The following is a 24,480-nucleotide window of genomic DNA, read 5'->3' as shown; positions in this document are numbered from 1 at the left end:
GACCTGCTTCGACGGACTTTCTGTACAGGATGACCACCCACCCGGGAGGCTGCTGTGGCGATCGATCATCTGGACGGGCGGATCATCGTGCTGCTGGCGCGGGAGCCGCGGATCGGGGTGCTGGAGATGTCCCGGCGGCTGGGGGTGGCCCGCGGGACCGTGCAGGCTCGACTGGACCGGCTTCAGTCGAACGGAGTCATCCGCGGGTTCGGTCCCGAGGTCGATCCGGCCGCGCTCGGGTACCCCGTCACCGCCTTCGCCACGCTGCAGATCCGGCAGGGTCAAGGGGCCGACGTACGGGCGCACTTGGCGACCGTGCCGGAGGTGCTGGAGCTGCACACCACGACCGGCACCGGGGACATGATGTGCCGTCTCGTGGCGCGTTCCAACGCCGATCTCCAGCGTGTGATCGACCGCGTTGTCGGTTTCGATGGGATCGTCCGGGCCTCTACCGCGATCGTGATGGAGAACCCCGTTCCGCTGCGGATCATCCCGTTGGTGGAGCAGGCGGCGGAGGACCGGGAGCAGAGCTAGGGCCTGATCCGAACGACCGGTCCGGGGCCCGTGACCTGGTGGGGTGAGTCCGTGTGAGCTTCTGGGAGTACCTGGGCAACCGCCACCAGCAGCTGCTCGCCGACGCCTGGCAGCACGCCAGTGCGGTCTTCCAGTGCATGGTGGTGGCCACCCTGCTCGGGGTGCTGATCGGTGTGGTCACCTATCGCAGCGAGTGGGCCGGGAACTTCGCCACGCTCACCACCTCGGGCATTCTGACCATTCCGTCGCTCGCCATGATCGGTCTGCTCATTCCGATCGTGGGGCTGGGCGTACCGCCCACGGTGATCACTCTGACCCTGTACGGCCTGCTGCCGATCGTGCGCAACTCGATCGTCGGGCTGCGCGGGGTCGACGCGGCGCTGGTGGACGCGGCCCGGGGTATCGGGATGTCCCGACTCGCGCAGTTGCTGCGGGTGGAGCTGCCGCTGGCGTGGCCGCCGATCCTGACCGGGATCAGGGTCTCGACGCAGATGCTGATGGGCATCGCGGCCATCGCGGCGTACGCCTCCGGGCCCGGGCTCGGCAATGTGATCTTCCGCGGTCTGGCCTCGCTGGGCAGCGCGAACGCGCTCAACCAGGTGCTCGCGGGCACGCTGGGGATCATCGTCCTGGCGCTGCTGTTCGACGCCGCGTACGTCCTGATCGGGCGGCTGACCATTCCCAGGGGGATCCGTGTCCGATAGCGACCACCACGGCGCCTCCATCGAGCTCGAGAACCTGACCAAGCGGTATCCGGGCAGCGCGCAGCCGGCCGTGGACAACGTGAACATGGAGATCAAGGCGGGCGAGGTGGTCATCTTCGTCGGCCCTTCCGGGTGCGGGAAGTCCACCACGCTCAAGATGATCAACCGGCTGATCGAACCGACCGGCGGCCGGATCCGCATCGGCGGCGAGGACGTCACCGACATCGACCCGGTGAAGCTGCGCCGCAAGGTGGGCTACGCGATCCAGTCCGCCGGTCTCTTCCCGCACATGACGGTCGCCCAGAACATCGGGCTCGTGCCGAAGATGGTCGGCTGGTCGAAGGCGCGGATCCGGGACCGGGTCGAGGAGCTGCTCGACCTGGTCGGCCTCGATCCCGGGGAGTTCCACCATCGCTATCCGCGTCAGCTCTCCGGTGGCCAGCAGCAACGCGTGGGGGTGGCGAGGGCGTTGGCCGCCGATCCGCCCGTGCTGCTGATGGACGAGCCGTTCGGGGCCGTCGACCCGATCACCCGTGATCATCTCCAGGACGAGTTGATCAGGTTGCAGCACGAGCTGCACAAGACGATCGTCTTCGTCACGCACGACTTCGACGAGGCGATCAAGATCGGTGACCGGATCGCCGTGTTGCGCGAACGGTCCCACATCGCTCAGTTCGACACCCCCGAGGCGATCCTCACCAACCCGGCGGACGACTTCGTCTCCGGGTTCGTGGGCGCCGGGGCGGCGCTGAAGCGGCTCAACCTGACCCGCGTACGGGATGTGGAGATCACCGACTATCCGACGGTGACCGTCGACGACCCGCTCCAGGAGATCTTCAACCGACTCCGGTCCAGCGGCACCAACGAGATCCTGCTGCTGGACAAGCGTCGGCGGCCGTACAAGTGGCTGCGGCGCGGTGACCTGATGCGGGCCAGGGGTTCGCTGGCGCGGGCCGGGACGCTGGTGCACGACACGGTGACCCGGGACGCCACGCTGCGGGACGCCCTGGAGGCGGTCCTCACCGACAACGCGGGGCGGGCCGTGGTGACCGGGCGGCGCGGTGAGTACACGGGCGTCGTCGACATGGAGACGCTGATGAACTCGGTGCACGAGCTGCTGGAGGCGGACCGCCTCGAGGCGTTGGAGGCGCAGCACGAGCTGGAGGAGACACGGGCCGACCTGACGCACGCCGAGCAGGAGGGCGACGGAGGGGAGAGGAAGGCGTGAGCGGCCCGGAGGCTCCGAGGACGGGGGCGACGCCGGAGGAGACGGACGCGGCCGACGTGACGGGCGGCCCCGACACACCCTCCTCCGACCTCTTTGACCCCTCCGCCTCCCCTGCCCCCTCCCCCACCGCCGCCAAGCCCCCGCGCCGGAAGGTGAGCTGGCAGAAGCTCACCTTCGTGCCCGCCCTGCTGGTGGCGATGCTGCTGGCGACCTGGCTGTGGTTCCAGCAGGCCGACCTGGACGCGGTGTCCGAGAACGCGCTGTCGAACGGCCAGGTCTCCAAGGCGCTGTGGCAGCACGTCGAACTGACGGTGATCTCCACGTTCTTCGTGCTGATCATCGCGATCCCGCTGGGGATCCTGCTCACCCGGCGGGCGTTCCGGAAGGCGACCCCGGTGGCCATGGCGTTCGCCAACATGGGCCAGGCGACCCCGGCGATCGGTCTGCTCGCGCTGCTGGTGATCTGGCTCGGCATCGGCCGGAGGGCCGCCCTGATCGGCATGATCGCGTACGCCGTCCTGCCCGTGCTGTCCAACACGATCGCGGGCCTCAAGGCGAACGACCCGACGCTGCTGGAGGCGGCGCGCGGCATCGGCATGTCCCCGACGGGGGTGCTGACCCGGGTGGAGCTGCCGCTCGCGGTCCCGCTGATCCTGGCGGGCGTCCGCACGGCGCTGGTCCTGAACGTCGGTACGGCCACCCTGGCGGTCTTCGGCGGTGGCGGCGGCCTGGGTGTGCTGATCACGGCCGGCATCACCAACCAGCGCATGCCGGTGCTGGTGCTGGGCTCCGTCCTCACGGTCGCCCTCGCCCTGCTGGTGGACTGGCTGGCGTCGCTGGCGGAAGTGCTGCTGCGGCCACGGGGGTTGGAGTCATGAGGCGCGGCGCGTGTGTCCTGTTGGCGGCGGCGCTCCTGGCGCCCTCGGGGTGCGGTCTGACCAGCGGCTCCCCCATGGCCGACGACGTGCGGCCCGGCACCGTCGGACGGGGCGAGCCGTTGAAGGGGGCCGAGCTGACGGTGACGTCCAAGTCGTTCACCGAGCAGCTGATCCTCGGCGCGATCATGGGCATCGCCTTCCAGGCGGCCGGCGCGAAGGTGGTCGACCGCACCGGCATCCAGGGGTCCATCGGCAGCCGGGAAGCGGTGCGCAAGGGGGAGGCCGACGCCGGGTACGAGTACACGGGCACGGCCTGGATCACGTACCTGGGCCGCAGCGAACCTATCCCCGACCCGCGGGCGCAGTGGGAGGCGGTGCGCAAGGAGGACGCGAAGAACGGGGTGACCTGGCTGGCGCCCTCCGCCCTGAACAACACCTACGCCCTCGCGATGAACCAGGCCAACCACCGCAGGTACCGCACGAACACCCTGTCCGAGGTCGCCGCCCTGTCGAAGTCCGACCCCGGCGCGGTGACCCTGTGCGTCGAGGTCGAGTTCGCCAACCGCGCGGACGGGCTGCCGGGCATGGAGAAGGCGTACGGCATGAACCTGTCCGCCAGGAACATCACCCAGATGGACACCGGGATCATCTACACCCAGGTCGCGAAGGGCAGTTGCGTCTACGGCGAGGTCTTCACCACGGACGGCCGCATCAAGTCGATGAACCTCGTCGTCATGGCCGACGACAAGAAGTTCTTCCCCAACTACAACGCCGCCCCCATGATCAACACCCACACCCTCAAGAAATGGCCCTCCATCCCGAAGGTCCTCGACCCGATCAGCAAGAAGCTCAACAACTCCGTGGCCCAGGACCTGAACGCGAAGGTGGACGTGGACGGGGAGGATCCGCATCAGGTGGCGTTGGACTGGATGAAGGAGGAGGGGTTCGTGAAGTGAGGGGCGTGCGGGGCGGCGAGGGGGCCGCTCCTGGGCCCGTCTAGCAGCTCGGTACCGAGCCCTTCCCGCTCTCCAGGGCCTCCAGGGCGTTCACCGCGCCCTTCAGTGTGGTCACCGGGATGAGGCGCAAACCCTTCGGGAGTTGTGCCTTGGCGTCGGAGCACTCCGGCTTGGGGACGAGGAAGATGGTCGCGCCGTCGCGCTTGGCCGCCTGGGTTTTCAGGGAGACTCCGCCGACCGCGCCGACCTTGCCGGCGGCGTCGATCGTGCCGGTGCCGGCGATGGTGCGGCCGCCGGTGAGGTCGCCGCCGGTGCCGTCGCCGTCGAGTTTGTCGATGATGCCGAGGGAGAAGAGGAGGCCGGCGCTGGGGCCGCCCACGTCGGCGAGGGTGAGGGTGACCTTGATGTTCTTGCCGTCGAGGTCCAGGTAGTTCAGCGCGGCCTCGGTCGCGGCGTCCTGGGACTCCTTCATCTGCTCGGTGTTGTACTGCTCGATCTCCCGGGGGCTCCGCCCGCTCGGATAGACCGAGTCGCGCGGCATGACCGCCTTCTCCGTGCTGAACCAGGCGTCGATCACGTCGCCGAACCGCACGTCCGTGTCCGGGGACGTCGCCTCGATGGTCGTCATGCGCAGCTCACCACGGGTGTCCCGGGTCGGCGCACCGGAGATCGTGATCACCGGCTCGCCCTTGTTCTCGCCCAGGACGTCCGCCGTCAGACCGGGCTGCGTCAGCGAGAACGGCAGTGGCGCGAAGGCCGCCGTGGCGAGCAGGGCCACGACCGGCAGAGCGCAGACGGCGACGGCCCGGGGGCGCGTGAGACGAGAGAACACGGGATCAATCTAACGTGGCGACGGAATCCGGCCCGGTGCAGGTCGGAGCTGCCCAGGATGCCCCGTTCAGATCACGTACAGGTCTCGGCGTTCCTCGGTGAAGCGCCGCAGCACCTCCGGCAGCGGCTCCACCCCGATGCCCGGTGACCGCGGGACCGGAAGGTGCCCGTCCACCAGCACGAACGGCTCCGTGACGTCCTCGGCGAAGTAACGGCTGGACGCCGACGTGTCGCCGGGGAGGGTGAAGCCGGGCAGGGCCGCCAGGGCCAGGTTGGGGGCGCGGCCGATCCCCGTCTCCAGCATGCCCCCGCACCACACCGGCACCCCGTGCGCGTACGCCACGTCGTGCACCCGCCGCGCCTCCAGGTATCCCCCGACCCGCGCGGGCTTGACGTTGACGACCCGGCACGCGTCCATCGCGATGGCGGACGCGGTGTCGCGGGCGTTGTGCAGGGACTCGTCCAGGCAGACGGGCGTGGTGATGCGCTGCTGGAGGCGGGCGTGGGCGTACAGGTCGTTCTCCGCCAGCGGCTCCTCGATCAGCAGCAGCCCGAACTCGTCGAGCCGCCGCAGATGCTCGGCGTCCGCGAGCGTGTACGCCGTGTTCGCGTCGACCTGGAGCGGCAGCTCCGCCCCGAAGCGCGCGCGTACGGCCCGTACGGGTTCCAGATCCCAGCCCGGCTCGATCTTCAGCTTGATCCGCACGTACCCCTCGGCGAGATACCCCTCGACGGCGTCCAGCAGCTCGCCGACCGTCCGGTGGATCCCGACCGACACCCCCGCCGGCACCCGCTCCCGCACCGCCCCGAGATACGTGGCCAGCGACATCCCGTACGACCGCAGCTCCGCGTCGAGCACGGCGGTCTCCAGCGCCGCCTTCGCCAGTTCGTGCCCCTTGATCCCGGCCGTCGCGGGCGCGAGGCGGGCCGCGGTGAGCACCGGGAGCGCGGCGACGCGCGGCAGCAGGAAGTCACGCAGCACGATCTCCGCGCCGGCCACGAACTCCGAGCAGTACAGCGGCTCGGGGTCGCCCGCGAACTCCGACCAGCCCTCGGCGGTGTCCGTGACGACATGCAGCAGGAAGGTGTCCTTCGTCGTCATGGTGCCGAAGGACGTACGGAAGGGGCTGACCAGCGGAATCGCGACGTGGACGAGTTCGACGCGTTCGAGGTTCACGAGGCGGCCTCCCGACGGGTGAGCGTGTACCAGCCGTCCCTGGACATGCCCGTCGCGACGAAACCGTCGGCGAAGGCCTTCGTGAACACCTCCCGCACGGCCCGCCGCCAGCGCAGCGCCAGCTCGGGATCGGCGGCCCGCAGCGCCACTATGTCGTCCGGCACCCGGCACCAGACGTACCGGTCGGAGGGGTCGCGGCGGGCGAGCGGGCCGCCGTCCGGGGCCGCGTGGGTGGTGGGCGCGGCCTCGCGGTCACCGGGACCGCCGGCGCCCTCGTCCCGGGCCGGCTCGATCAGGTCCCAGGTCACCGCCAGCCGGTCGGTCTCGTCCCCGTCGTTCACGCCGTCCGCCATGGGGCCGTAGAAGTCGACGAGGTACTCGGTGCCCACGGCGCCCAGCTTGACGAGGTTGAACCGGGCGTTCCGGCCGACCAGCGGATCGAAGGTCCAGCGCATGGTGCGCGCCCCGTGCGCCAGGGCCCAGTCCCGCTGAGCGTGCTTGAGGTGGCTCCCGAGCCCTCGGTCGGCGGCGGTGAGCATGGAGTACGTCTCTTCGGACGCGGGCGGCCCGAACACCGCGACGGACGCCCCGACCAGCCTCGCCCCGTCGTACGCGGCATGCACGGCCCCACCCGCGTGGGCGATACTGTGCAGCGTCTCGGGCAGCAGGGGCGGTGCGCTGCGGGGCGTCTGCCATACGTCACTGAAGTAGTCGGCAACAGCGGCGAACCCGGCGGGCTCGTGGACGGTGCGGATGCTCAGCGAGGTCATGACACGAGTGTCGGAGGTGGTTCAGGGCCCTGCATAGGGCCCGTCGTCCGGATCGGTGCGCGCACGCGTGAGCTGGATCGGTGTGCGTACGCGTCAGCGCAACGCCTCCGCCACCTCCCGGGCCGCGTCCACGACCCGCGGCCCCACCCGCTCCGGCACCGCGTCGGCCAGCATCACCACTCCCACGCTGCCCTCTACGCCCGTGACCCCGATCAGCGGCGCGGCCGCCCCGCTCGCGCCCGCCTCCAACTCGCCGTGGGTCAGGGTGTATCCGGGGTCGTCCAGCGGCTGCTGCCGGGCGGCGAGGATGGCCCGGCCCGCGGCACCGCGGTCCAGGGGATGCCGGAAACCGGCCCGATAGGCCACGTGATAGTCCGTCCACGTCGGTTCCACCACGGCGACCGCCAGCGCCTCCGTGCCGTCCACCAGCGTCAGATGGGCCGTCGCCCCTATGTCCTCGGCGAGCGAGCGCAGCGCGGGCAGCGCGGCCTCCCGTACCAGCGGGTGCACCTGTCGGCCCAGGCGCAGCACGCCGAGCCCGACCCGCGCGCGACCGCCCAGGTCACGGCGTACGAGTGCGTGCTGTTCCAGCGTGGCGAGCAGCCGGTACACAACGGTCCGGTTCACGCCCAGTTTGGTGGATAGCTCGGTGACGGTCAGCCCGTGGTCCGTGTCGGCCAGCAGCTTGAGGACGCGCAGTCCCCGGTCGAGCGTCTGAGAGGTCTCCGCGGTCACGACGCCCACTCCTTAGTGGTGAGGTCGGCAGCCCCCTCGCGACGGATGCGTCACCGAGTCCCGTCAGCGACGCGCTTGAGAGGCCGCCGATCGGCCGGCGGCTCGGACGGTCCCGAACCGCGTCGCTTCACGGCTGCGCTCCGCGGCGGCGCTGCCACGGGGCGTGTGCGTAGCGGGACATTAGCGAAGCCGGTTCGCTGAGCGGAAGGCTCCGTCCAGAATCCGGTCAGCACGGGGTGCGGACCACGGCGATTTGCCCGGAAAGGAGCGGGGCGCAGCCGCTTCTTCGGGGCGCGGGGCTGTCTCCATCTGCGGCTCCGCCGCGTGGGCGCGACAAGCCCCCACCGACCCGCGGCCGACGTACAACCTGCCGAACCGCTCACTTCATCCGCGTGGCCCACTCCTGCACCTTGGCGATGCGCTGCCGCAACTGCCCCGCCGTCGCCTCCGCGCTCGGCGGCCCCCCGCACACGCGCCGCAGCTCGGTGTGGATCACCCCGTGCGGCTTCCCGCTCTGATGGACGTACGCACTGACCATCGTGTTGAGCTGTTTCCGCAGCTCCATCATCTCCTTGTGCGAGACGACGGGCCGCCGCTCGGCGGGCAGCTCCAGCAGGTCGGCCTCGGAGTCCGGCTTCTTGCGGCTGTGGGCGATCTGCCGTGCCTGCCGCTTCTGGAGGAGCAGCTGCACCTGGTCGGGCTCCAGCAGCCCGGGGATCCCGAGGTAGTCCTGCTCCTCCTCGCTCCCCGGGTGGGCCTGCATGCCGAACTCGGCACCGTCGTAGAGCACCCGGTCGAAGACGGCCTCGGACTCCAGCGCCTCGAAGGAGAACTGCTCCTGCTCGCCGGTGTCCTCGTCCTGCTCCTTGTTCGCCTCCTCCATCTCCTTCTCGGATTCGGCGTACGGGTCCTCCTCGCCCTCCTTCTTCGGCTTGTCGAGGGCGTGGTCGCGCTCGACCTCCATCTCGTTGGCGAAGGTGAGGAGGTCGGGGACGGTCGGGAGGAAGACGGAGGCGGTCTCACCGCGCCGGCGCGACCGTACGAAACGTCCGACGGCCTGCGCGAAGAAGAGGGGCGTGGAGATGGTGGTGGCGTAGACGCCGACGGCGAGCCGCGGAACGTCGACGCCCTCCGACACCATCCGCACGGCGACCATCCACCGGTCGTTGTTGGCGCTGAAGTCGTCGATCCGCTTGGACGCGCCGGCGTCGTCGGAGAGGACGAGGGTCGCCTTGCTGCCGGTGAGTTCGCGGATGAGCTTCGCGTAGGCGCGGGCGGAGTCCTGGTCGGAGGCGATGACGAGGGCGCCGGCGTCCGGGATGCCCTTCCTGACCTCGGTCAGCCGTTGGTCGGCGGCGCGCAGCACGCTCGGCATCCACTCGCCGCGCGGATCGAGGGCGGTACGCCAGGCCTGGCTGATCGCGTCCTTGGTCATCGGCTCGCCGAGCCGGGCGGCGATCTCGTCCCCCGCCTTGGTGCGCCAGCGCATGTTGCCGCTGTAGGAGAGGAAGATGACGGGCCGCACGACGTGGTCGGCGAGCGCGTTGCCATAGCCGTAGGTGTAGTCGGCGGCGGACCGCCGGATGCCGTCGTTGCCCTCCTCGTACGTGACGAAGGGGATGGGGTTGGTGTCGGACCGGAAGGGCGTACCGGTGAGCGCGAGCCGGCGCGTGGCCGGCTCGAAGGCCTCGAGGCAGGCCTCGCCCCAGGACTTGCTGTCACCGGCGTGATGGATCTCGTCGAGGATCACGAGGGTCTTGCGCTGCTCGACCCGGTTGCGGTGCAGCATGGGTCGCACGCCGACACCGGCGTAGGTGACGGCGACGCCGTGGTAGTCCTTGCCGAGCGGCCCCGCGCTGTACTCGGGGTCGAGCTTGATGCCTATCCGCGCGGCGGCCTCGGCCCACTGCTTCTTCAGATGCTCGGTCGGCGCGACCACGGTCACCTGCTGCACGACATGGTGGTGCAGCAGCCAGGACGCGAGCGTCAGGGCGAAGGTCGTCTTCCCGGCGCCGGGCGTGGCGACCGCGAGGAAGTCACGCGGCTGCTCCTGGATGTACTTCTCCATCGCCCCCTGCTGCCAGGCACGCAGCTTGCTGGCGGTGCCCCAGGGGGCGCGGCCGGGGAAGGCGGGGGATAGGTGGTGCGAGGAGGAGGCGGCGGTGGTAGTCACGGTCTCCGAAAGGGGTAGGGCGGCTCGGCTGGGTATGACGACCGGGCCACCCTACCGGCGGGGTGGTGGGGCCGACGCTCGGACCGGGCCGGGTCACGCGTGGGTGGGACCGAGGTCACACTCAGCGCGCGAAGCGCGGCAACTGGGCTGCGATCTTGGGCACGTCCAGCGCGCCCTGGCAGACGTCCAGTACGAACCGTTCGGCCTCGTCCACGTCGAAGTTCGAGTCCAGGGGGTGGCCGTTCATGTGCAGGAAGACCCAGGTCGCGTACCAGGCGATGCGCTTGTTCCCGTCGACGAGTGCATGGTTGCGGGCGAGGGACTCCATCAGCGCGGCGGCCTTCTGCCATACGTCCGGGTAGGCGTCCTGCCCGAACACGCTCGACTGAGGACGCGCCAGTGCCGAATCCAGCAGTCCGTAGTCGCGCACCTCGTCCGCCTCGAGTCGCTGCGCCAGATTCAGCAGCTCGGGCAGAGTGAGGTAGTGCATCAGGCGAGCCTCCGGTTCAGTTCGGCGCTGGCCTTCAGCACGTACTCGGCAGCCTCGTTGAACAACCGTGAGTGCTCGTTTATGGCCGCGATCACGGCGTCGTGCGCGAAGGCCTGCATGCTTCGCCCTTCCGCCGCCGCACGCTCACGCAGGGCGTCGAGCTCTTCGTCCGAAAAACGCAGGTTCAGTCCAGCCATACCTTGACGGTACTACGCGGTACCACTTGGTGTCACCGGGGTTTGCTGCGCAACCGCGTCGCCACCCAGGCCCCCACCAGCGCCACCCCGGCCATGGGCAGGAACACCGCGGCGAAGGCGACCGGGTGGGAGCCGGACGTGCCGGACGCCGCCATCGCCGTATGGCTCACCGACCCCCCGCCCAGCGCGGCGAACGCGGCACCGCCGACCGCGAGCAGGATCACGTTGGACAGGCCGTCGGAGATCTGCAGCGCGGCGGAGTTCGTGCCCGCCTCCTCCGGCGCGGAGAGCTGGAGCAGCAGCACGCTGGTCGAGGAGATCACCAGCCCCATCCCGAAGCACCCGAACGCCCACGCCACGGCCAGTGTCCAGGCCGGCACGGAGTCGATCAGCACGGCGGGTGCGGCGGCGATGGAGGTGGCGACCAGCACCATCCCCAGCGTCATCAGACGTTCCCGGTACGGCTCCGCCCGCGGCCGCGACTGCGCCCACGACCCCAGCGCCCACGTCACCCCGCCCGCCGCGAGTGAGAACCCGGCCAGCGTCGGCGACAGACCCCGCTGGGTGACGAGCATCAACGGCACGAAGGACTCGGCCGCGATGAACGACCCCGCCGCGACCCCGCGCAACAGCACCACCGACGGCAGCCCGCGCGCCGCCCGGTACGTGCCGCGCGGGAGCAGTCCGAGCACGGCCGGCACGAGGAGGGCGACGCCGGCGGCGCCGGGGACGAGGGAGAGCCACCGCAGATCCTGGGCCGCGTACTGCAACAGCCCCGCGCCCAGGGAGATTCCGAGGGCGAGCCGGATCCGGCGCCGGTCGGGGGAGGCGCTGCCCGCCGAGCCGTCGACCGGCCCCGCCGCCCGCCGCCGTATCTGGGGCAGCGCGAGCGCGAGCGGGAACACCACGAGCACCGGGATCCCTACGAACACCCAGCGCCAGCCCAGATGCTCGGTCACGGCCCCGGACGCCAACGGCCCCACGATCGACGGTACGACCCAGCTCGCCGCGAAAGCCGCCATGATCGCCGGTCGCAGCCGCTCGGGGTAGGCCCGGCCGACGACGACGTACAGGGCGACGATCACCAGCCCGCCGCCCAGCCCCTGCACGGCCCGCCCGAGGATGAACAGCCACATGGCCCCCGCCGTCCCGGACAGCAGCAGCCCGGCGCCGAAGGCCGCGATCCCGGCCGTCAGCGCCCCGAGCGGACCCCGCCGGTCCGACCACTGCCCTGCGAGCACCATCCCGAACAGACTGGTCGTGAAGTACCCCGAGAACGCGAACGCGTACAGCCCCACCCCGTCCAGCTCCCGCGCCGCCACCGGCATCGCCGTCCCGACCGCGGTCGCCTCGAAGGCGATGAGCAGCACGACGGACACGATCCCGACGCTGAGCGCCCGATAGGCCCTGCTCAGCACGGTCTCCTCGGCCTCGGGGACCAGCGGGACGTCGGCGTTCTTCGTGACATCGGCGTCACGCGGTTCAAGGACGGTCATGACCGCCAGCGTAAGGGCCACAACCGACTTTGACCCCTGTCGGGAGACCGGCCCCGCCCTGCGACCTTGGTCGTACGACCCCCGCCGTTTCATGAACGCGGTATGGCAGTCCCATGACGCCAGCCCCGACCCTCTTGAGCCCCACCCAGCCCCCTGCATACGCTCAACCCACCGACCAAGCCCGGCCCAAACCACACCAAACGGACCGGACTTGCCGACGGCCGTGTGCCCGAGTGGTTCCCCACGGGAACATGGCCATGGCTCACCTCGGTAACGGCCGTGTGCCCGAGTGGTTCAGGGGCTCGCCTGCAAAGCGAGTTACGTGGGTTCGAATCCCGCCACGGCCTCCACACACCTACCCGGAGGAGGGCGGGTCCCCCTGGAGGCGCATGAGGATGCGGCCCACGGAGTGCGGGTGTTGAATGGATATCAGCGTCCGCCGCGTGCCCGTGCGGTGCCCTCGCGATTCGCGATCGGCGTTCGACGCCGAAACTTCCTCATGCCGTTCGAGGTCAGCCATGAGCAGGAAATTCCGGATGCGCGTATGCGCGGCAGTGATCGCGCCGATACTGCTCGTCAGCGGAGGTTACGCATACGGCGCGCCCGCGCGATACGGCGATCCGATGCAGGAGGACATCGACGCGGCGGTGCAGGGCGTGGATGAGTTCTGGAAGAAGCACTGGGCGGAATACTTCACCGAAAGCTACACCCCGCCGCAGGTGTTGGGCCTGTACGACGGCACGGCGGCGGACGCGCCGACCTGCGACGGTGTCCCGCTGGAGGCGGGAAATGCCCTCTACTGCCCGTCGGAGGACTTTCTCGCGTGGGACGTCGGTCTGATGCAAGAGGGTTATGCGACCGGGGACAGTTACGTGTATTTCGTGGTCGCTCATGAATGGGGCCACGCGATACAGAGCCGACTGGACGTCACATTGCAGGAAGTCTCCACGGAACTGCAGGCCGACTGTCTCGCGGGAGCGGAACTCCAGGGCGCCCAGGAGGACGAATCGATCGTCTTCGAGGAAGGGGACGCCGACGAACTGGAGCAGGCGATACACAGTGTTTCCGATCAGCTCCCCTGGACCAATCCGGAGGACCACGGGGACGCCGACCAGCGGATGAAGGCCTTTGTCCGGGGCCTGAACGGCGGCGTCAACGCCTGTCTCCCCCTGACGGCCTAGCGACGCCTCTTCGCAGCATCTCCTCAAACAGCGGCACAACCCTGGGCAGCTTCCGGATGTCCAGGACATGACTGGACGGTAATCCTCCGGTCGCCGTGCTTCCTGTCCCGAGGAGACCAACACGTGCGCCAGCGCATCCGCCCCTCGCACCTCCGTCACTCGGCGGCCCTCGTGGCCGCCACCGCGGTCGTCGCGGCCGTTCCCGCGGCCCTCGCGCCCTCGGCCCACGCCGAGGAGGGCGAGCCCTCCCTGGTGATCTCGAATCTGCCGCGCACGTCTCCCAAGCCCGGCGACGTGTATGACGAGTCCGTCGTCATCACCAACAAGGGCACCGCGGCAGCGGACGGCGTCACCTTCCGGATCAGGCTGACCCGAGGACTCGACTTCCCCGGCGAGACGGTGCCTGGCTGCACCTACTCGACCATCGCGGACCAGGCCAGGCAGGCGCTCTGCGAGTTCGACACCGTCATCGAACCCGGCGCCTCCATGGAGACACCCATACGCTTCAAGGCTCTGCCCCACGCGCTGATGGAGGCAGTCGAGTACGGCACCTCGGCGACCGGCGCCGCCCCGGGCGAGGGGTTCGACGACAGCTACCGTCGGCTGACCCTGACCGCGGACAGCTCTGCCGACCTCGCGGCCATCGGTGAGGACACGGAGGCCCTCGCGGGCGACCGGCAGTCCGTCACGGTGAAGCTCCGCAACGACGGCCCCGGCTGGATCCAGAACCAGGACAGCGACGACCAGACGGCACTCATGGTGCAGATCCCGCCGGGCACGGTCGCCGCCGAAGTCCCGAAGGAGTGCGCGCCGTTCGGGATCGACGGCCCGTCCGGGCCCGGGGGGACCCCTGGCAAGGCCAAGTACGTCTGCTGGCCCGCCGACCACACCCTCGACGTGGGCGAGTCCCTCTCCTTCACCTTCATGCTGGACATCAAGGACGACACGAAGACCACCACCGGCGAGGTGAAGGCGACGTCCGTCTACGACATCCACCCGGCCTTCGACAAGAACCCCGCCAACGACAAGGCCCAGATCCGCATCGCGATCCCGACCGACTACGAGCCCGAGCCGTCACCCTCCGACGACCCGACCGACGACGGCTCCACCACGGCCGGCAACGGCAACGACCCCGAGGGCCAGTCCGTCGGCGGCGCCGGCAGCACCGGCGGCACGGGCACCACGTCGGCCGGCACCACCGCAGGCACCTCGACCGGCGGCACCACCGGCGCCGCCACCACCGGCTCCGTCGACGGCAACCTCGCGAGCACCGGCTCCGACGGCACCCCGCTCATCGCCGGCGCCGCAGCCGCCGCCGCGGCCCTCGGCGGCGTCCTGGTCATGGCCGTACGCCGCCGCCGCGCCACCGCCACCGCCAAGTCCGACTGACACCACCTGCCCTGAGGCCGGCGGCCGAGGCGCCCCGCGGCCCTCGGCGCCACCACCGGCCTCAGGGATACGGCGTCGTCCGCGCGACATGCGCCTGGAGCAGCCGCGGCGAGTTCCCGAACCCCTGGCGGGCGTACGCCGGGACGGCCCGGGGTGAGGAGTGGACGGTGACCCGCTCCAGTCCCAGCCGCTTCGCCTGGGCCAGGGTCTCGGTGATCAGCCGACCGCCCAACCCCGCATCCCGCGCCTCCGGCACCACGTACACGCACTGGAGATCACCGGACGCCCGATGCAACGCATGCGGCGTCGGTACGCGCTGCACCACCGCCAGCCACGCCATCCCGACGACCCCGGATCCATCGGCGCCGTCAGCGCCTACAGCACTGTTCACCAGCACCATGCAGCGGTGCGACCCCGCGTTCTGCGCGGCCCAGGTGACGAAGTGGCGTACGAAGGCGTCGCGGTCGACGCCTTCCGGTGCCGTGTCGTCGTTCTCCAGGATCCACTGCCAGCGCAGTCCCGCCACGGCCGCCAACTCGCCCGGTTCCGCCGGGCGGACGATCACATCGTCCACTCCCGTCACCACGCCCCGCCCACCGACTCGAAGACCCCGCTCGCCTCGTCCTGGAAGACCTCCGTCCAGTAGTGCCGGCCGTCGTCGGCCCGGGTGCCGGTCGGGTCCACCGCCGACAGGACCTGGAGCATCGTGATGGCCAACTGGTCGTAGGTGTCGGGGGTCGTCAGCTCGTGGCCGGACTCCTCGTCGATCGCCTGCTCACGGTGGAGCAGCCAGAGCGTGAAGGCGAGGGTCGAGACGTCGGTGTTCAGCGGGAACAGTCTCGCCTCGGGCTCGCTCCAGTTCAGGACCGCGCCCGTCTCGCCGTCGATGACGAGGCTGTTGTCCTCGACGAGATGGCCGAGGCGTATCAAGCGGCCGGCCCCGGCGGGGAGTTCGGCGGCCCACTCCTCGTCGGCGTAGTACTCGGCCAGCGTCTGCAGCGGCACGTCGGTGTCCAGCGTGAACAGGAAGCCGTTCTCCGGGAGGCCCACCTCCCGCAGAAAGCGACGGGTCGGCTCGTGGGCGAGCATGGCGGGGAAGTCGACCTCCTCGAAGCGCACCACCTTGCCCTGCCCGAACTCCTGGTCCAGCAGGCGCGAGGGAAGGTCCAGGGCCAGCCCGGACGCTCCGGCCCGGCCCGCCACCAGTGCGAGGGGGCGGATCAGCGCCGCCATCTTCCAGAACGGCGCCGGTTCGCCGTCCGTGCCGTCCTCGAACACGGCCAGCAGGTGCTGCGAGGCCTCCGCGACCGCCTTCGGGCCGTACCGGCCGACGTAGGACGCGAACTGGCCGCGCAGGCCCGCCAGTTCGTCCGTCGCCCCGGCGAACCGGACCAGCGTCCGCAGCGACGGGGCGAGCGCGCGGCGGTCCATCAGGTCGGGGCGGTCGTACATGAAGTACGTCGTCGAGATCTCGCCCGTCGCACCGTCCAGCAGGACCGACTCCGCCTCCAGGCCGCCAGGGCCCAGCAGTCCGCCTATCACCAGCTGGTCCCGCAGCTCCGCCGCCAGCCGGCCGCCCGCATCGCCCGTCGCCTCCGCCACGGTCCGCAGGACCTCACGGCCGTCACGGCCCTCGCGGCCTTCCCGGTCCTCCCGGCACAGCTCGGCGAAGCTCAACACGCCGCTGTCGTACGGCAGTCCGGGGCCCGTCAGCCAGCGCCGCGTCTCCGCGTGCGTGACATACGGCTCCAGCTCGGCCTCGCTCAGGATGATCGCCGTATCACCGGTGTGTGTCGTGATCGTCGTGCTCATGGCTCCCCCGCATGCGCTTGCTCACCGCCCCAGGGCAGGACACGGCCGACCGCCCGGCCCGCCGGACCCAGCCACCGTCCCCACTGCCCAGAACACTACGCGCCACCACTGACAACGCCCCCGGATCAGCCCGACCGCGGACAACACACCCGGCCCGGCACACCCAATGACAGCGCTTCACCTCAGTAGACGCTCAGCCCACCCTCACACGTTCCCTTTTGCGCCAGAACCGCCTCGACGGTTTCCACCACGGTCAGCTCCGAGGAGTGCACGCACGACACGACCCCGCGCATCACGTGAGATACACGCCGCCCAGCACGACGACGACCGCCGCGAGCAGGAACACCAGGACCCACAGCGCCAGCCTGCCCACGCCGGGCGCGGGTTCGTAGCGCCGTGGGTCCGGCTCGGTCACTGCCCCGTCACCACCGCCGCCTGCGGGCGGATCGGCAGACGGTTCACCGGGCGGCCGGTCGCCGCGCGTACGGCGGAGGCGATGGCCGCCGGGGAGGTCACCACCGGGACCGCGCTCACCGCCTTCGCGCCGAAGGGTGCGACCACGTCCCGCTCCTCGACCAGTTTCACGATGCGGATGTCGGGGGCGTCCAGGGCCGTCGGCAGGGAGTAGCCCGTCAGGTCGGGGTGGCGGATCAGGCCGCGGGCCGAGCGCAGGTTCTCGGTGAGCGCGATGCCCACGCCCTGCGTCACACCCGCCTCGATCCGCGCCTCCAGCTGGGCCGGGTTCAGGACCCGGCCGACGTCCTGGGCGAGCGCCAGCTCGACCACGCGGACCGAGCCCAGCTCGATGTCGACGTCGACGACCGCGCGGATGGCGCAGAAGGCCATGCCGACGAAGGCGTCACCCTGGCCCGTCTCGTTCAGCGGTTCGGTCGGGTGCGGACGGCACTGGGCGGTGGCCCAGAGTTCCTTGCCGTCCATCGCCTCCGTCACGGTGGTCGACAGGACGCCGTCGTACGAGGTGATCTTCCCGTCGGTGATCTGGAGCAGTTCGGTGGACATGCCGAACTTGTGCGCCAGGGGCTGGAGCAGTTGCGTCCGGACCATCTTGGCCGCCCGCTCGACCGCGCCGCCCGACACCCAGGTGTGACGGCCGCGGCAGCCCGCGCCCGCCGGGGGCTGGTCGGTGTCGACGGGCGCCACGTGCACCTCGTCGATGCCCAGCGTGTCCTGGACGATCTGCCGGGCCAGCGTCGTGAAGCCCTGGCCGGTCTCGACGGCGGCGCACAGCACCGTGGCCACCCCGTCGTGGACCTTCACCGTGGCCGTGGAGACCTCGTCCGCGCCCTCGGCGCCGAGCATGTGCACCATGCCCAGGCCGTAGCCCACGCCGCGCCGCACGGCACCCGGTTCGCCCGCGCCCTCGGGGCCGCCGGGCAGCAGCCACTCGTCCTCGGGCGTGTCCTTGGGCAGGGCGGGCAGCGGGTGGTCCCGTACGGCCTGGAGCAGTTCCGCGACCGGGGCCGGGCAGGTCACCGTCTGGCCCGTCGGGAGTACGTCGCCGGTGGCCATGGCGTTGCGCAGGCGCAGTTCCGCCGGGTCCAGGCCGAGCTTCTTGGCCAGCTTGTCCATCTGCGCCTCGTAGGCGGCGCACACCTGCATGGCGCCCTCGCCGCGTACGTGGCCGGAGGGCGGGTTGTTGGTGCGTACGGCCCAGCCCTCGATGAAGGCGTTCGGGACGACGTAGGGACCGCAGGCGAAGCCGACGGCGGCGGCCAGGGCCTCGGCGGACGTGTCCGCGTATGCGCCCGCGTCGAGCAGGATCTGCGCCTCGACCTTCACCAGCCTGCCCTCGGCGTCCGCGTGGTGGCGGTACCGCAGCAGCGTCGGGTGACGGTGCACGTGGCCCAGGAAGGACTCCTCGCGGGTGGCCGTCAGCTTCACCGGGCAGCCGGTCTTCAGCGCCAGCAGGCCGAGCGGCAGTTGGAAGCCCTGGTCCTCGCGGTCGGCGGTGGCGCCGGGGACGCCGGTGACGACGACCTTGACGCGCTCGGGTTCCAGGCCGTAGCAGGCGGCGGCCCGGTCGCGGTCGGTGTGCGGGTCGGTGGAGGCCAGGTAGAGCTCCACGCCGCCGTCGGGGCGCGGCACCGCGAGGCCCGCCTCGGCGCCGATGGGGGCCGGGTCCTGGCGGCCGATGCGGTACAGGCCCTCGACCACGATGTCGCCGGCGGCGTCGGGGTCGCCGTGACGCAGCGGGATGTGGCGGATCAGGTTGCCGTCGGGGTGCAGCGGCTCGGCCTCGAAGGCCTGTTCGGGGTCGGTGATCGGGTCGAGTACTTCGTACTCGACGATGACGGCGGCGGCGGCCAGCCGCGCGGTGTCGGGGTGGTCGGCGGCGACCGCGGCGATGGGCTCGCCGTGGTGGCGTACGACCTCGGAGGCGAAGACCGGGCGGTCCGCCGTGCCGCGGCCGAGCAGCGGGCTGCCCGGCACGTCCTCGTGCGTGACGACGGCCCGGACGCCGGGCATCTCACGCGCGTGGGAGGTGTCGATGGACGTGATGCGCGCGTGCGGGTGCGGTGAGCGCAGCACGGCCGCCCACAGCAGGCCCTCGGCCCACAGGTCGGCCGCGTACGGGAACGTGCCCTCGGTCTTGGCGCGGGCGTCGGCGGCCGGCAGGGAGGCGCCGAGGCCGTGCGGGATCGGCTCGGGGGCGGGTGCTGCCTCCGCGGCTGTGGTCGCGGTGGCGGCTTCGTTGCTCACGCCTGGCCTCCGTCCTGTCCGTACGCCTGGTCATGCGGTCCCCCGGAGCCGCGTGCCTCGAACGCCGACGGGTTGACCCCGCCGGCCCCGGGGCCCGCCTGGTGGGGGATACGTGGCTCGTCGCCGTCATGTTCGCCGTCGCCTGCGGCCGTGTGGGATTCGCGTTCGGCGACGACCTCCTTGACGGCCTCGACCACGCCCCGGTATCCGGAGCAACGGCAGAGGTTGCCGCAGAGTGCCTGGCGGGTCTCCATCTCGGTCGGCGCCGGGTTGCCCTCCAGCAGGTCGTGCACGGTCATCGCCATGCCCGGCACGCAGAATCCGCACTGCACGGCGCCGCACCGCGCGAGCGCCCGCTGCACGTCGGAGGGCTGCCCGTCCTCGGCGAGGCCCTCGACCGTACGGACCTCGCTGCCGGCCGCGGTCACGGCGGGCACCAGGCAGGACGCCACGAGCCGTCCGTCGACCTGGACGTTGCAGGCCCCGCACTCCCCCTGCGAGCAGCCGTCCTTGGCGCCGGCGAGGCCGAGCCGTTCGCGCAGCACGTAGAGCAGCGACTCGCCGATCCAGGCGTCCGAGACGGGCCGGTCGACGCCGTTGACGCGCAGGACGTAGGAGGCGAGGGGGTGTTCCTCGCCGGTGGGCGGCGGTACGTCGGCGGAGGCGGCGGTTCCGGCCGGTTCCTCGGTCTGCGGGGCGGGGTCGCCGTCCTCGGCCGGGGCGGTCTCGGCGGACGCCTCTGTCGGGCCCTCCGCGGCCTCCGGGGCGCCCTGGGTGTCCGTGGCGGCCTCACCGGTCCCGGGAGCGGTCTGTGAGGCCTGTGCGGGCTCTGAGGGGCTCTCGGCGGAGTCCTCGGCGGGCGGCTCCGGCGTGAACTCGGGCGCGCTTTGGGCCTGCTGCTCGTGCGGGTGCGGGACGGGCCGCTCGCCGGCGTAGGCGTCGGGGTGTCCCGGCTGCCCGTGCACGTGCCCGGCCCCGGCTCCGGCTCCCACCGCTTCCTCGGCCGGCGCCGCGGCCTCGGCCTGCTGTCCCCAGGGCTGTCCGGTCGGCTGTGTCGCCCAGGGCGCGGGCGCGCCGCCGGGCAGGGTGGCCGGAGGGGTTCCGCCCCATTGCTCGACGAGCGACGACGTGGTGAACTCGCCCGATTCGTCCGGAAGGTCGCCGTCGGCGACGGGGATCGACCACTGCCCGGTGACGTCGTGACCGGGTGCGGCGCCGCCCTCGTGACCCGCCTGGGCGGCCTGGCCCTGCGGGGTCTCCGAGAAGTCCCACTGCTGGGTCGCCCCGGGGTTGTACGCGAACTGGCCGGTGCCGGCGCCCTGCGCCATGGTGTTCGGGTCGGGCCACTGGCTGCCGTCGCCGGGCACGCCCGCGACCGGCCAGCCGCCCGGGGCCGCGGGGTCGGCGTTCCCCGGTCCCGGCGTGGCCGTTATCTGCGGCGGCACATAGCCGTGGCCGCGCGCGGCGAGGGGGGTGTCCGAGGAGGCCAGGAGGGCGTCGATGCCCCCTTCGGGAAGTTTGACGAAGGCGGTGGCGCCGTCGTCGTAGTCGCCCTGAGGCAGCGGGTCCCAGCGACCGCCGCCCTGGGGCGTGCCCTCTCCGTGCTGGTCGTCGGTCACGACAGCGCCCTCCCCAGTGCTCGTCGGGCCAGCGCGGCGACGGTGCGCCGCAGGTGCAGTACGGCGGGCGGATGCTGCGGTACGGAGCCGTCCTCGGCCGGGGCGGGGTCCGGGATGCAGGCCGCGGCGACGTACTCCCCGAAGGCGTTCAGGGCCTCCGGGACGATCGCGCGGTTGTTGTCCCAGTCGATGAGCTGGGCGACCCAGTGCTCGGCGTCCAGCGGCCGGAGCGGCATGGGCGCTATGGCGCCGACGGCGCACCTGATGCCGCGCCGTGCCGGGTCGAGCACGACGGCGACGGACGCCATGGCGCGCCCCGGGCCGGTGCGGCCGGTGGCCTTGAGGAAGACCTGCGGGGCGTGCAGCAGCGGCACGCGCACGTAGCCGATGAGTTCGCCGGCCCGCAGCATGTCCATGCCGGCCAGCAGGTGCGACACCGGGATCTCCCGACGGGCTCCGCCCGGGCCCGCGATGATCAGGGTCGCTTCGAGGGCGGCCAGGACCGGCAGCGCGTCACCGGTCGGGGACGCCGAGGCGATGTTGCCGCCCAGGGTGCCCGCGTTGCGGATCTGTGGCGGGCCCGCGGCGCGTGCGGCGGCCGCGAGCGCCGGGATGAGGGCGGCGAAGTCGGGGCGGCCCATACGCGCGTGCGTGAGGCCCGCTCCGAGCAGGGCGTGACCGTCCTGGTACTGCCAGCCGCGGATCTCGCTGATCTTGCCGAGGCCGACCAGTGCGGCGGGCCTGAGCTGCCCGGAGTTGACGGCGGCCATGAGGTCGGTGCCGCCCGCGACGGGCACTGCGGCGGGCACGGCGGCGAGTGCCGCCACGGCCTCGTCCAGCGTCGTGGGCAGCGTGACGGCCTGCGCCGCCTGCGGTGCGCTCGTGGTCAAACCGGCTGCCCCTTCCCGCTGCCCCACCTGGTCCCACCTGTGCTGCCGTACGGTACGTGCTGACAGGGCGGACGTGGCAACTCTGGCACATCTTCGCGGGACGCGAGGACACGGGTCCGCTAGGAGACATTCGCCCACCTCATCGGGGAGATGGTCCGTTTTCGTACGGCATCACCGGTGTTTACCGATTGACACTCTTCGGTGACCCCTTGCCGGATTTTTTCAATTACCTGTTCGGGGGTGGGCCGTCGATCGGGCGGCCGAGCACCCCGGGCCGCCGCTGCCACGGCCGCGGTCCCGTCGGCGGACGGTAGGCCACCCCCAGGGCGTCAAGTCGCCGGTAGTGGGTGGCCATCCGGTGCTCGAACCCGGCGAAGTCCCGTTCCGCCGGGGCGGGCAGGCGACTCCAGGCGACCTCGGCGAAGGCGGCGAGGCGCGGGAACGCCTGGTAGTCCACGCGCGCCTGGTCCTCCATCACCTCGGTCCACAGGTTGGCCTGCGTGCCGAGCACGTGGCGGGCCTCGTCGGACGTCAACTCCGGTGGCACCGGTTCGAACCGATAGACGTCCTCCAGGGTGCGCACGTAGCCGATCGGCACCGGCTCGTCGGCGCCCGGGTCCTGACGGTGGTCCAGGTACACCTGCTGTTCCGGGCACATGACGACGTCGTGGCCCGCGCGGGCCGCCGCGATGCCGCCCGCGTAGCCGCGCCAGGACGACACGGCCGCCCCGTCCGCGAGGCCGCCCTCCAGGATCTCGTCCCAGCCGATGAGCCTGCGCCCGCGCGCGGTCAGCCACTTGTCGAAGTGGCCGATGAACCACGCCTGGAGTTGGTCCTCGTCCTTCAGCCCGAGTTCCCGGATGCGTTCCTGCGCGGCCGGCGACCGCCGCCACTGGTCTTTGAGGCATTCGTCACCCCCGACATGGACGAACTCCGAGGGGAACAGCTCCAGGACTTCCTCGAGGACCCCCTCGTAGAAGCGCAGGGTGTTGTCAGTGGGAGCGAGTACGTTCGGATTGATCCCCCAGGTGTCCCAGACGGAGAGGGCGGAGGTGTCGATGACGTCGGTGTTGCCGAGTTCCGGATACGCGGCGATGGCGGCCTGCGAGTGGCCCGGTACGTCGATTTCGGGGACGACGGTGATATGCCGCTCGGCGGCGTAGGCGACGATCTCGCGGATGTCGTCCTGGGTGTAGTAGCCACCGTGCGGCTTCTCCTCCCACAGCGGGGAGGCCCGGTGGCCGAATTTCGTACGGGCCCGCCAGGAGCCGACCTCCGTCAGCCGCGGATACTTCTCGATCTCGATGCGCCAGCCCTGGTCGTCCGTCAGATGGAAGTGGAAGACGTTGAGTTTGTGGGCGGCCATCAGGTCCAGGTAGCGCAGGACGCCGTCCTTGGGCATGAAGTGCCGGGCCACGTCGAGCATCAGGCCGCGCCAGCCGAAGCGGGGGGAGTCCCGGATCTCCGTCAGCGGCAGCCGCCACGTACGGCCGGGAAGGGGGGCGCGCCGGAAGGCGTCGGGGCCGAGGAGCTGGCGCAGCGTCTGGGCGCCCCAGAAGACTCCGGCGGGCGAGCCGCCTTGGAGGTGGACGCCGTGCGGGGCGACGACCAGGCGGTATTCCTCGGCGTCCAGGCCGGGCCTGACGGACAGATGGAGGACGTCGTACTCGTCCCCCTTCTTGGGCGGCAGCGCCAGCCCGGTCGCCGCCCCGAGCGTGGCGCGCAGCAGGCGCGCGACGTCCTCGGTGCCCGGCCCGGCCTCGATCCCGAAGCCGTCACCGAGTTCGTGGAAACCCTCGGCCCGCTCCGTCTGGCGAGGTGCCGGAATGAGATCCATGGATGATCAGACCTTTCAGTCCTTGACCGCTCCGCCCAGCCCCGACACCAGCCGGCGCTGCACGAGCACGAAGAAGACCAGTACCGGAATCGTCATCACCGTGGACGCCGCCATCACGCCGCCCCAGTCCGGCTCGTCCGGCTTGTAGAAGACGAGCAGGGCCATCGGCAGGGTTGACTGCGAGGTGTCGCTGATGATGAAGGACTTGGCGAACAGGAAGTCGTTCCAGGCGGAGATGAAGGAGAAAACGCTGGTGGCCACCAGCCCCGGGAAGACCAGCGGGAAAAGGATCTGCCACAGGAATCGCGAGCGGCTCGCCCCGTCGATGTACGCGGCCTCCTCAAGCGCCTGAGGAACGGCCTTCACAAACCCCCGCAGCATCCAGATCGCGAACGGCAGCGAGAAGGCGATGTGCGGCAGGATCAGCGAGCCCAGCGTGTTCAGTTGGCCGAAGTCCCGCATGAGGAAGAACAGGGGGATCGTCAGGGCCTCCACCGGCACCATCTGGGCCACCAGAAACATGATCAGCAGGGTGGTCCGGAAGCGGAAGCGGAATCGTGTCACCGCGGTCGCGGCGAGAAACGCGATCAACGCCGATACGATCACGACACTGCACGCGACGACAAGGCTGTTGAGGAAGTACCGGCCGAATTCGTTCTGCTCGAAGACCCGCCGGAAGGAATCCAGGGAGGGCGCCGACGTCCACGGCCGAGGCTCGCTCGACTCGATCTCCCCGGCCGGTTTGAAGGCGCTGAGCACCATCCAGTACAGCGGAAACGCCACCACCACGGCGACCAGCAGCGCGGAGACCTCGGCGAGCAGCCGCCAGGGCCGTCGTACGAGACGCGCGGAACCCAAGGAC

23 protein-coding genes and 1 tRNA gene are annotated in these 24,480 nt (G+C 71.1%); 8 read left to right on the top strand and 16 right to left on the bottom strand.

Going from position 1 to position 24,480, the window contains the following annotated elements; genetic code table 11:
- The first annotated feature begins 54 nt into the window (after positions 1-54).
- From ACFZBP_RS14820 to ACFZBP_RS14800, 5 genes are read left to right on the top strand one after another with little or no spacing between them, the layout of a single operon-like run.
- Positions 55-534 (top strand): Lrp/AsnC family transcriptional regulator, encoded by a 480-nt coding sequence (locus ACFZBP_RS14820; RefSeq protein ID WP_383458994.1) that lies wholly within the window; start codon positions 55-57, stop codon positions 532-534.
- A 53-nt stretch (positions 535-587) separates the two neighbouring features.
- Entirely contained in the window at positions 588-1,238 is a 651-nt protein-coding gene (locus ACFZBP_RS14815) for an ABC transporter permease subunit (RefSeq protein WP_391413240.1), read from the top strand.
- Positions 1,228-2,466 carry a betaine/proline/choline family ABC transporter ATP-binding protein gene (locus ACFZBP_RS14810; protein ID WP_391413238.1) on the top strand — a complete coding sequence of 413 codons (1,239 nt, stop codon included), beginning with the start codon at positions 1,228-1,230 and terminating at the stop codon, positions 2,464-2,466. Before ACFZBP_RS14815 ends, ACFZBP_RS14810 begins: the two co-directional genes overlap by 11 nt.
- Positions 2,467-2,522: 56 nt before the next feature.
- Entirely contained in the window at positions 2,523-3,344 is an 822-nt protein-coding gene (locus ACFZBP_RS14805; RefSeq protein ID WP_391414087.1) for an ABC transporter permease subunit, read from the top strand.
- Positions 3,341-4,300: a glycine betaine ABC transporter substrate-binding protein gene (locus ACFZBP_RS14800; protein WP_391413236.1), complete on the top strand. Its 960-nt coding sequence runs from the start codon at positions 3,341-3,343 to the stop codon at positions 4,298-4,300. Before ACFZBP_RS14805 ends, ACFZBP_RS14800 begins: the two co-directional genes overlap by 4 nt.
- A 40-nt stretch (positions 4,301-4,340) precedes the next feature.
- On the opposite strand, the gene ACFZBP_RS14795 is transcribed toward ACFZBP_RS14800, so the two are convergent.
- The 8 genes from ACFZBP_RS14795 to ACFZBP_RS14760 form a co-directional block, all read right to left on the bottom strand.
- Positions 4,341-5,132 (bottom strand): S16 family serine protease, encoded by a 792-nt coding sequence (locus ACFZBP_RS14795; RefSeq protein ID WP_391413233.1) that lies wholly within the window; start codon positions 5,130-5,132, stop codon positions 4,341-4,343.
- Between the two features lie 66 nt (positions 5,133-5,198).
- Entirely contained in the window at positions 5,199-6,308 is a 1,110-nt protein-coding gene (menC, locus tag ACFZBP_RS14790) for an o-succinylbenzoate synthase (protein WP_391413231.1), read from the bottom strand.
- Positions 6,305-7,078 (bottom strand): chorismate synthase, encoded by a 774-nt coding sequence (locus ACFZBP_RS14785; protein ID WP_391413229.1) that lies wholly within the window; start codon positions 7,076-7,078, stop codon positions 6,305-6,307. Before ACFZBP_RS14785 ends, menC begins: the two co-directional genes overlap by 4 nt.
- 93 nt (positions 7,079-7,171) lie before the next feature.
- Positions 7,172-7,813: an IclR family transcriptional regulator gene (locus ACFZBP_RS14780; protein ID WP_383458968.1), complete on the bottom strand. Its 642-nt coding sequence runs from the start codon at positions 7,811-7,813 to the stop codon at positions 7,172-7,174.
- A gap of 379 nt (positions 7,814-8,192) precedes the next feature.
- A complete protein-coding gene (locus ACFZBP_RS14775) occupies positions 8,193-9,986 on the bottom strand; it encodes a DEAD/DEAH box helicase family protein (RefSeq protein WP_391413226.1) in 1,794 nt (597 codons plus the stop codon).
- 121 nt (positions 9,987-10,107) lie between these two features.
- Entirely contained in the window at positions 10,108-10,476 is a 369-nt protein-coding gene (locus ACFZBP_RS14770) for a Fic family protein (RefSeq protein ID WP_391413224.1), read from the bottom strand.
- The gene (locus tag ACFZBP_RS14765) at positions 10,476-10,673 is read right to left on the bottom strand and encodes a hypothetical protein (RefSeq protein ID WP_383458960.1); all 198 of its coding nucleotides are present in this window, start codon (positions 10,671-10,673) and stop codon (positions 10,476-10,478) included. Before ACFZBP_RS14765 ends, ACFZBP_RS14770 begins: the two co-directional genes overlap by 1 nt.
- A 32-nt stretch (positions 10,674-10,705) precedes the next feature.
- Positions 10,706-12,169, bottom strand: coding sequence for an MFS transporter (locus ACFZBP_RS14760; RefSeq protein WP_391413221.1), 1,464 nt, complete (start codon positions 12,167-12,169; stop codon positions 10,706-10,708).
- Positions 12,170-12,444: 275 nt separating this feature from the next.
- Here ACFZBP_RS14760 and ACFZBP_RS14755 point away from each other — a divergent pair.
- The 3 genes from ACFZBP_RS14755 (at position 12,445) to ACFZBP_RS14745 (ending at position 14,739) form a co-directional block, all read left to right on the top strand.
- Positions 12,445-12,519 (top strand) — tRNA-Cys (locus tag ACFZBP_RS14755).
- A 168-nt stretch (positions 12,520-12,687) separates the two neighbouring features.
- Positions 12,688-13,350 (top strand): neutral zinc metallopeptidase, encoded by a 663-nt coding sequence (locus ACFZBP_RS14750; protein WP_383458954.1) that lies wholly within the window; start codon positions 12,688-12,690, stop codon positions 13,348-13,350.
- Positions 13,351-13,473: 123 nt separating this feature from the next.
- Positions 13,474-14,739: an LPXTG cell wall anchor domain-containing protein gene (locus tag ACFZBP_RS14745; RefSeq protein ID WP_391413218.1), complete on the top strand. Its 1,266-nt coding sequence runs from the start codon at positions 13,474-13,476 to the stop codon at positions 14,737-14,739.
- A 61-nt stretch (positions 14,740-14,800) separates the two neighbouring features.
- Here the strand turns inward: ACFZBP_RS14745 and ACFZBP_RS14740 are convergent, their stop codons facing one another.
- From ACFZBP_RS14740 to ACFZBP_RS14705, 8 genes are all read right to left on the bottom strand, one after another.
- Positions 14,801-15,313, bottom strand: coding sequence for a GNAT family N-acetyltransferase (locus tag ACFZBP_RS14740; protein WP_383458948.1), 513 nt, complete (start codon positions 15,311-15,313; stop codon positions 14,801-14,803).
- 5 nt (positions 15,314-15,318) lie between these two features.
- Positions 15,319-16,551 carry an SUKH-4 family immunity protein gene (locus ACFZBP_RS14735; RefSeq protein WP_391413215.1) on the bottom strand — a complete coding sequence of 411 codons (1,233 nt, stop codon included), beginning with the start codon at positions 16,549-16,551 and terminating at the stop codon, positions 15,319-15,321.
- A gap of 292 nt (positions 16,552-16,843) precedes the next feature.
- Positions 16,844-16,966: a hypothetical protein gene (locus ACFZBP_RS14730; RefSeq protein ID WP_391413213.1), complete on the bottom strand. Its 123-nt coding sequence runs from the start codon at positions 16,964-16,966 to the stop codon at positions 16,844-16,846.
- A complete protein-coding gene (locus tag ACFZBP_RS14725) occupies positions 16,963-19,272 on the bottom strand; it encodes a xanthine dehydrogenase family protein molybdopterin-binding subunit (RefSeq protein WP_383458940.1) in 2,310 nt (769 codons plus the stop codon). The genes ACFZBP_RS14730 and ACFZBP_RS14725 overlap by 4 nt, the downstream gene beginning before the upstream one ends.
- Entirely contained in the window at positions 19,269-20,891 is a 1,623-nt protein-coding gene (locus tag ACFZBP_RS14720) for a 2Fe-2S iron-sulfur cluster-binding protein (protein WP_391413211.1), read from the bottom strand. The genes ACFZBP_RS14725 and ACFZBP_RS14720 overlap by 4 nt, the downstream gene beginning before the upstream one ends.
- Positions 20,888-21,781: a xanthine dehydrogenase family protein subunit M gene (locus ACFZBP_RS14715; RefSeq protein WP_062720978.1), complete on the bottom strand. Its 894-nt coding sequence runs from the start codon at positions 21,779-21,781 to the stop codon at positions 20,888-20,890. Before ACFZBP_RS14715 ends, ACFZBP_RS14720 begins: the two co-directional genes overlap by 4 nt.
- A gap of 226 nt (positions 21,782-22,007) precedes the next feature.
- Positions 22,008-23,618 carry a family 20 glycosylhydrolase gene (locus ACFZBP_RS14710; RefSeq protein ID WP_391413209.1) on the bottom strand — a complete coding sequence of 537 codons (1,611 nt, stop codon included), beginning with the start codon at positions 23,616-23,618 and terminating at the stop codon, positions 22,008-22,010.
- A 15-nt stretch (positions 23,619-23,633) separates the two neighbouring features.
- Complete coding sequence (locus ACFZBP_RS14705; RefSeq protein WP_391413207.1) at positions 23,634-24,476, bottom strand: ABC transporter permease subunit; 843 nt, start codon at positions 24,474-24,476, stop codon at positions 23,634-23,636.
- Between the last annotated feature and the right edge of the window lie 4 nt (positions 24,477-24,480).

This window comes from Streptomyces sp. NPDC008086, from assembly GCF_042957325.1.
GTDB lineage: Bacteria > Actinomycetota > Actinomycetes > Streptomycetales > Streptomycetaceae > Streptomyces.
This window is presented reverse-complemented; position numbering and strand designations above follow the sequence as displayed.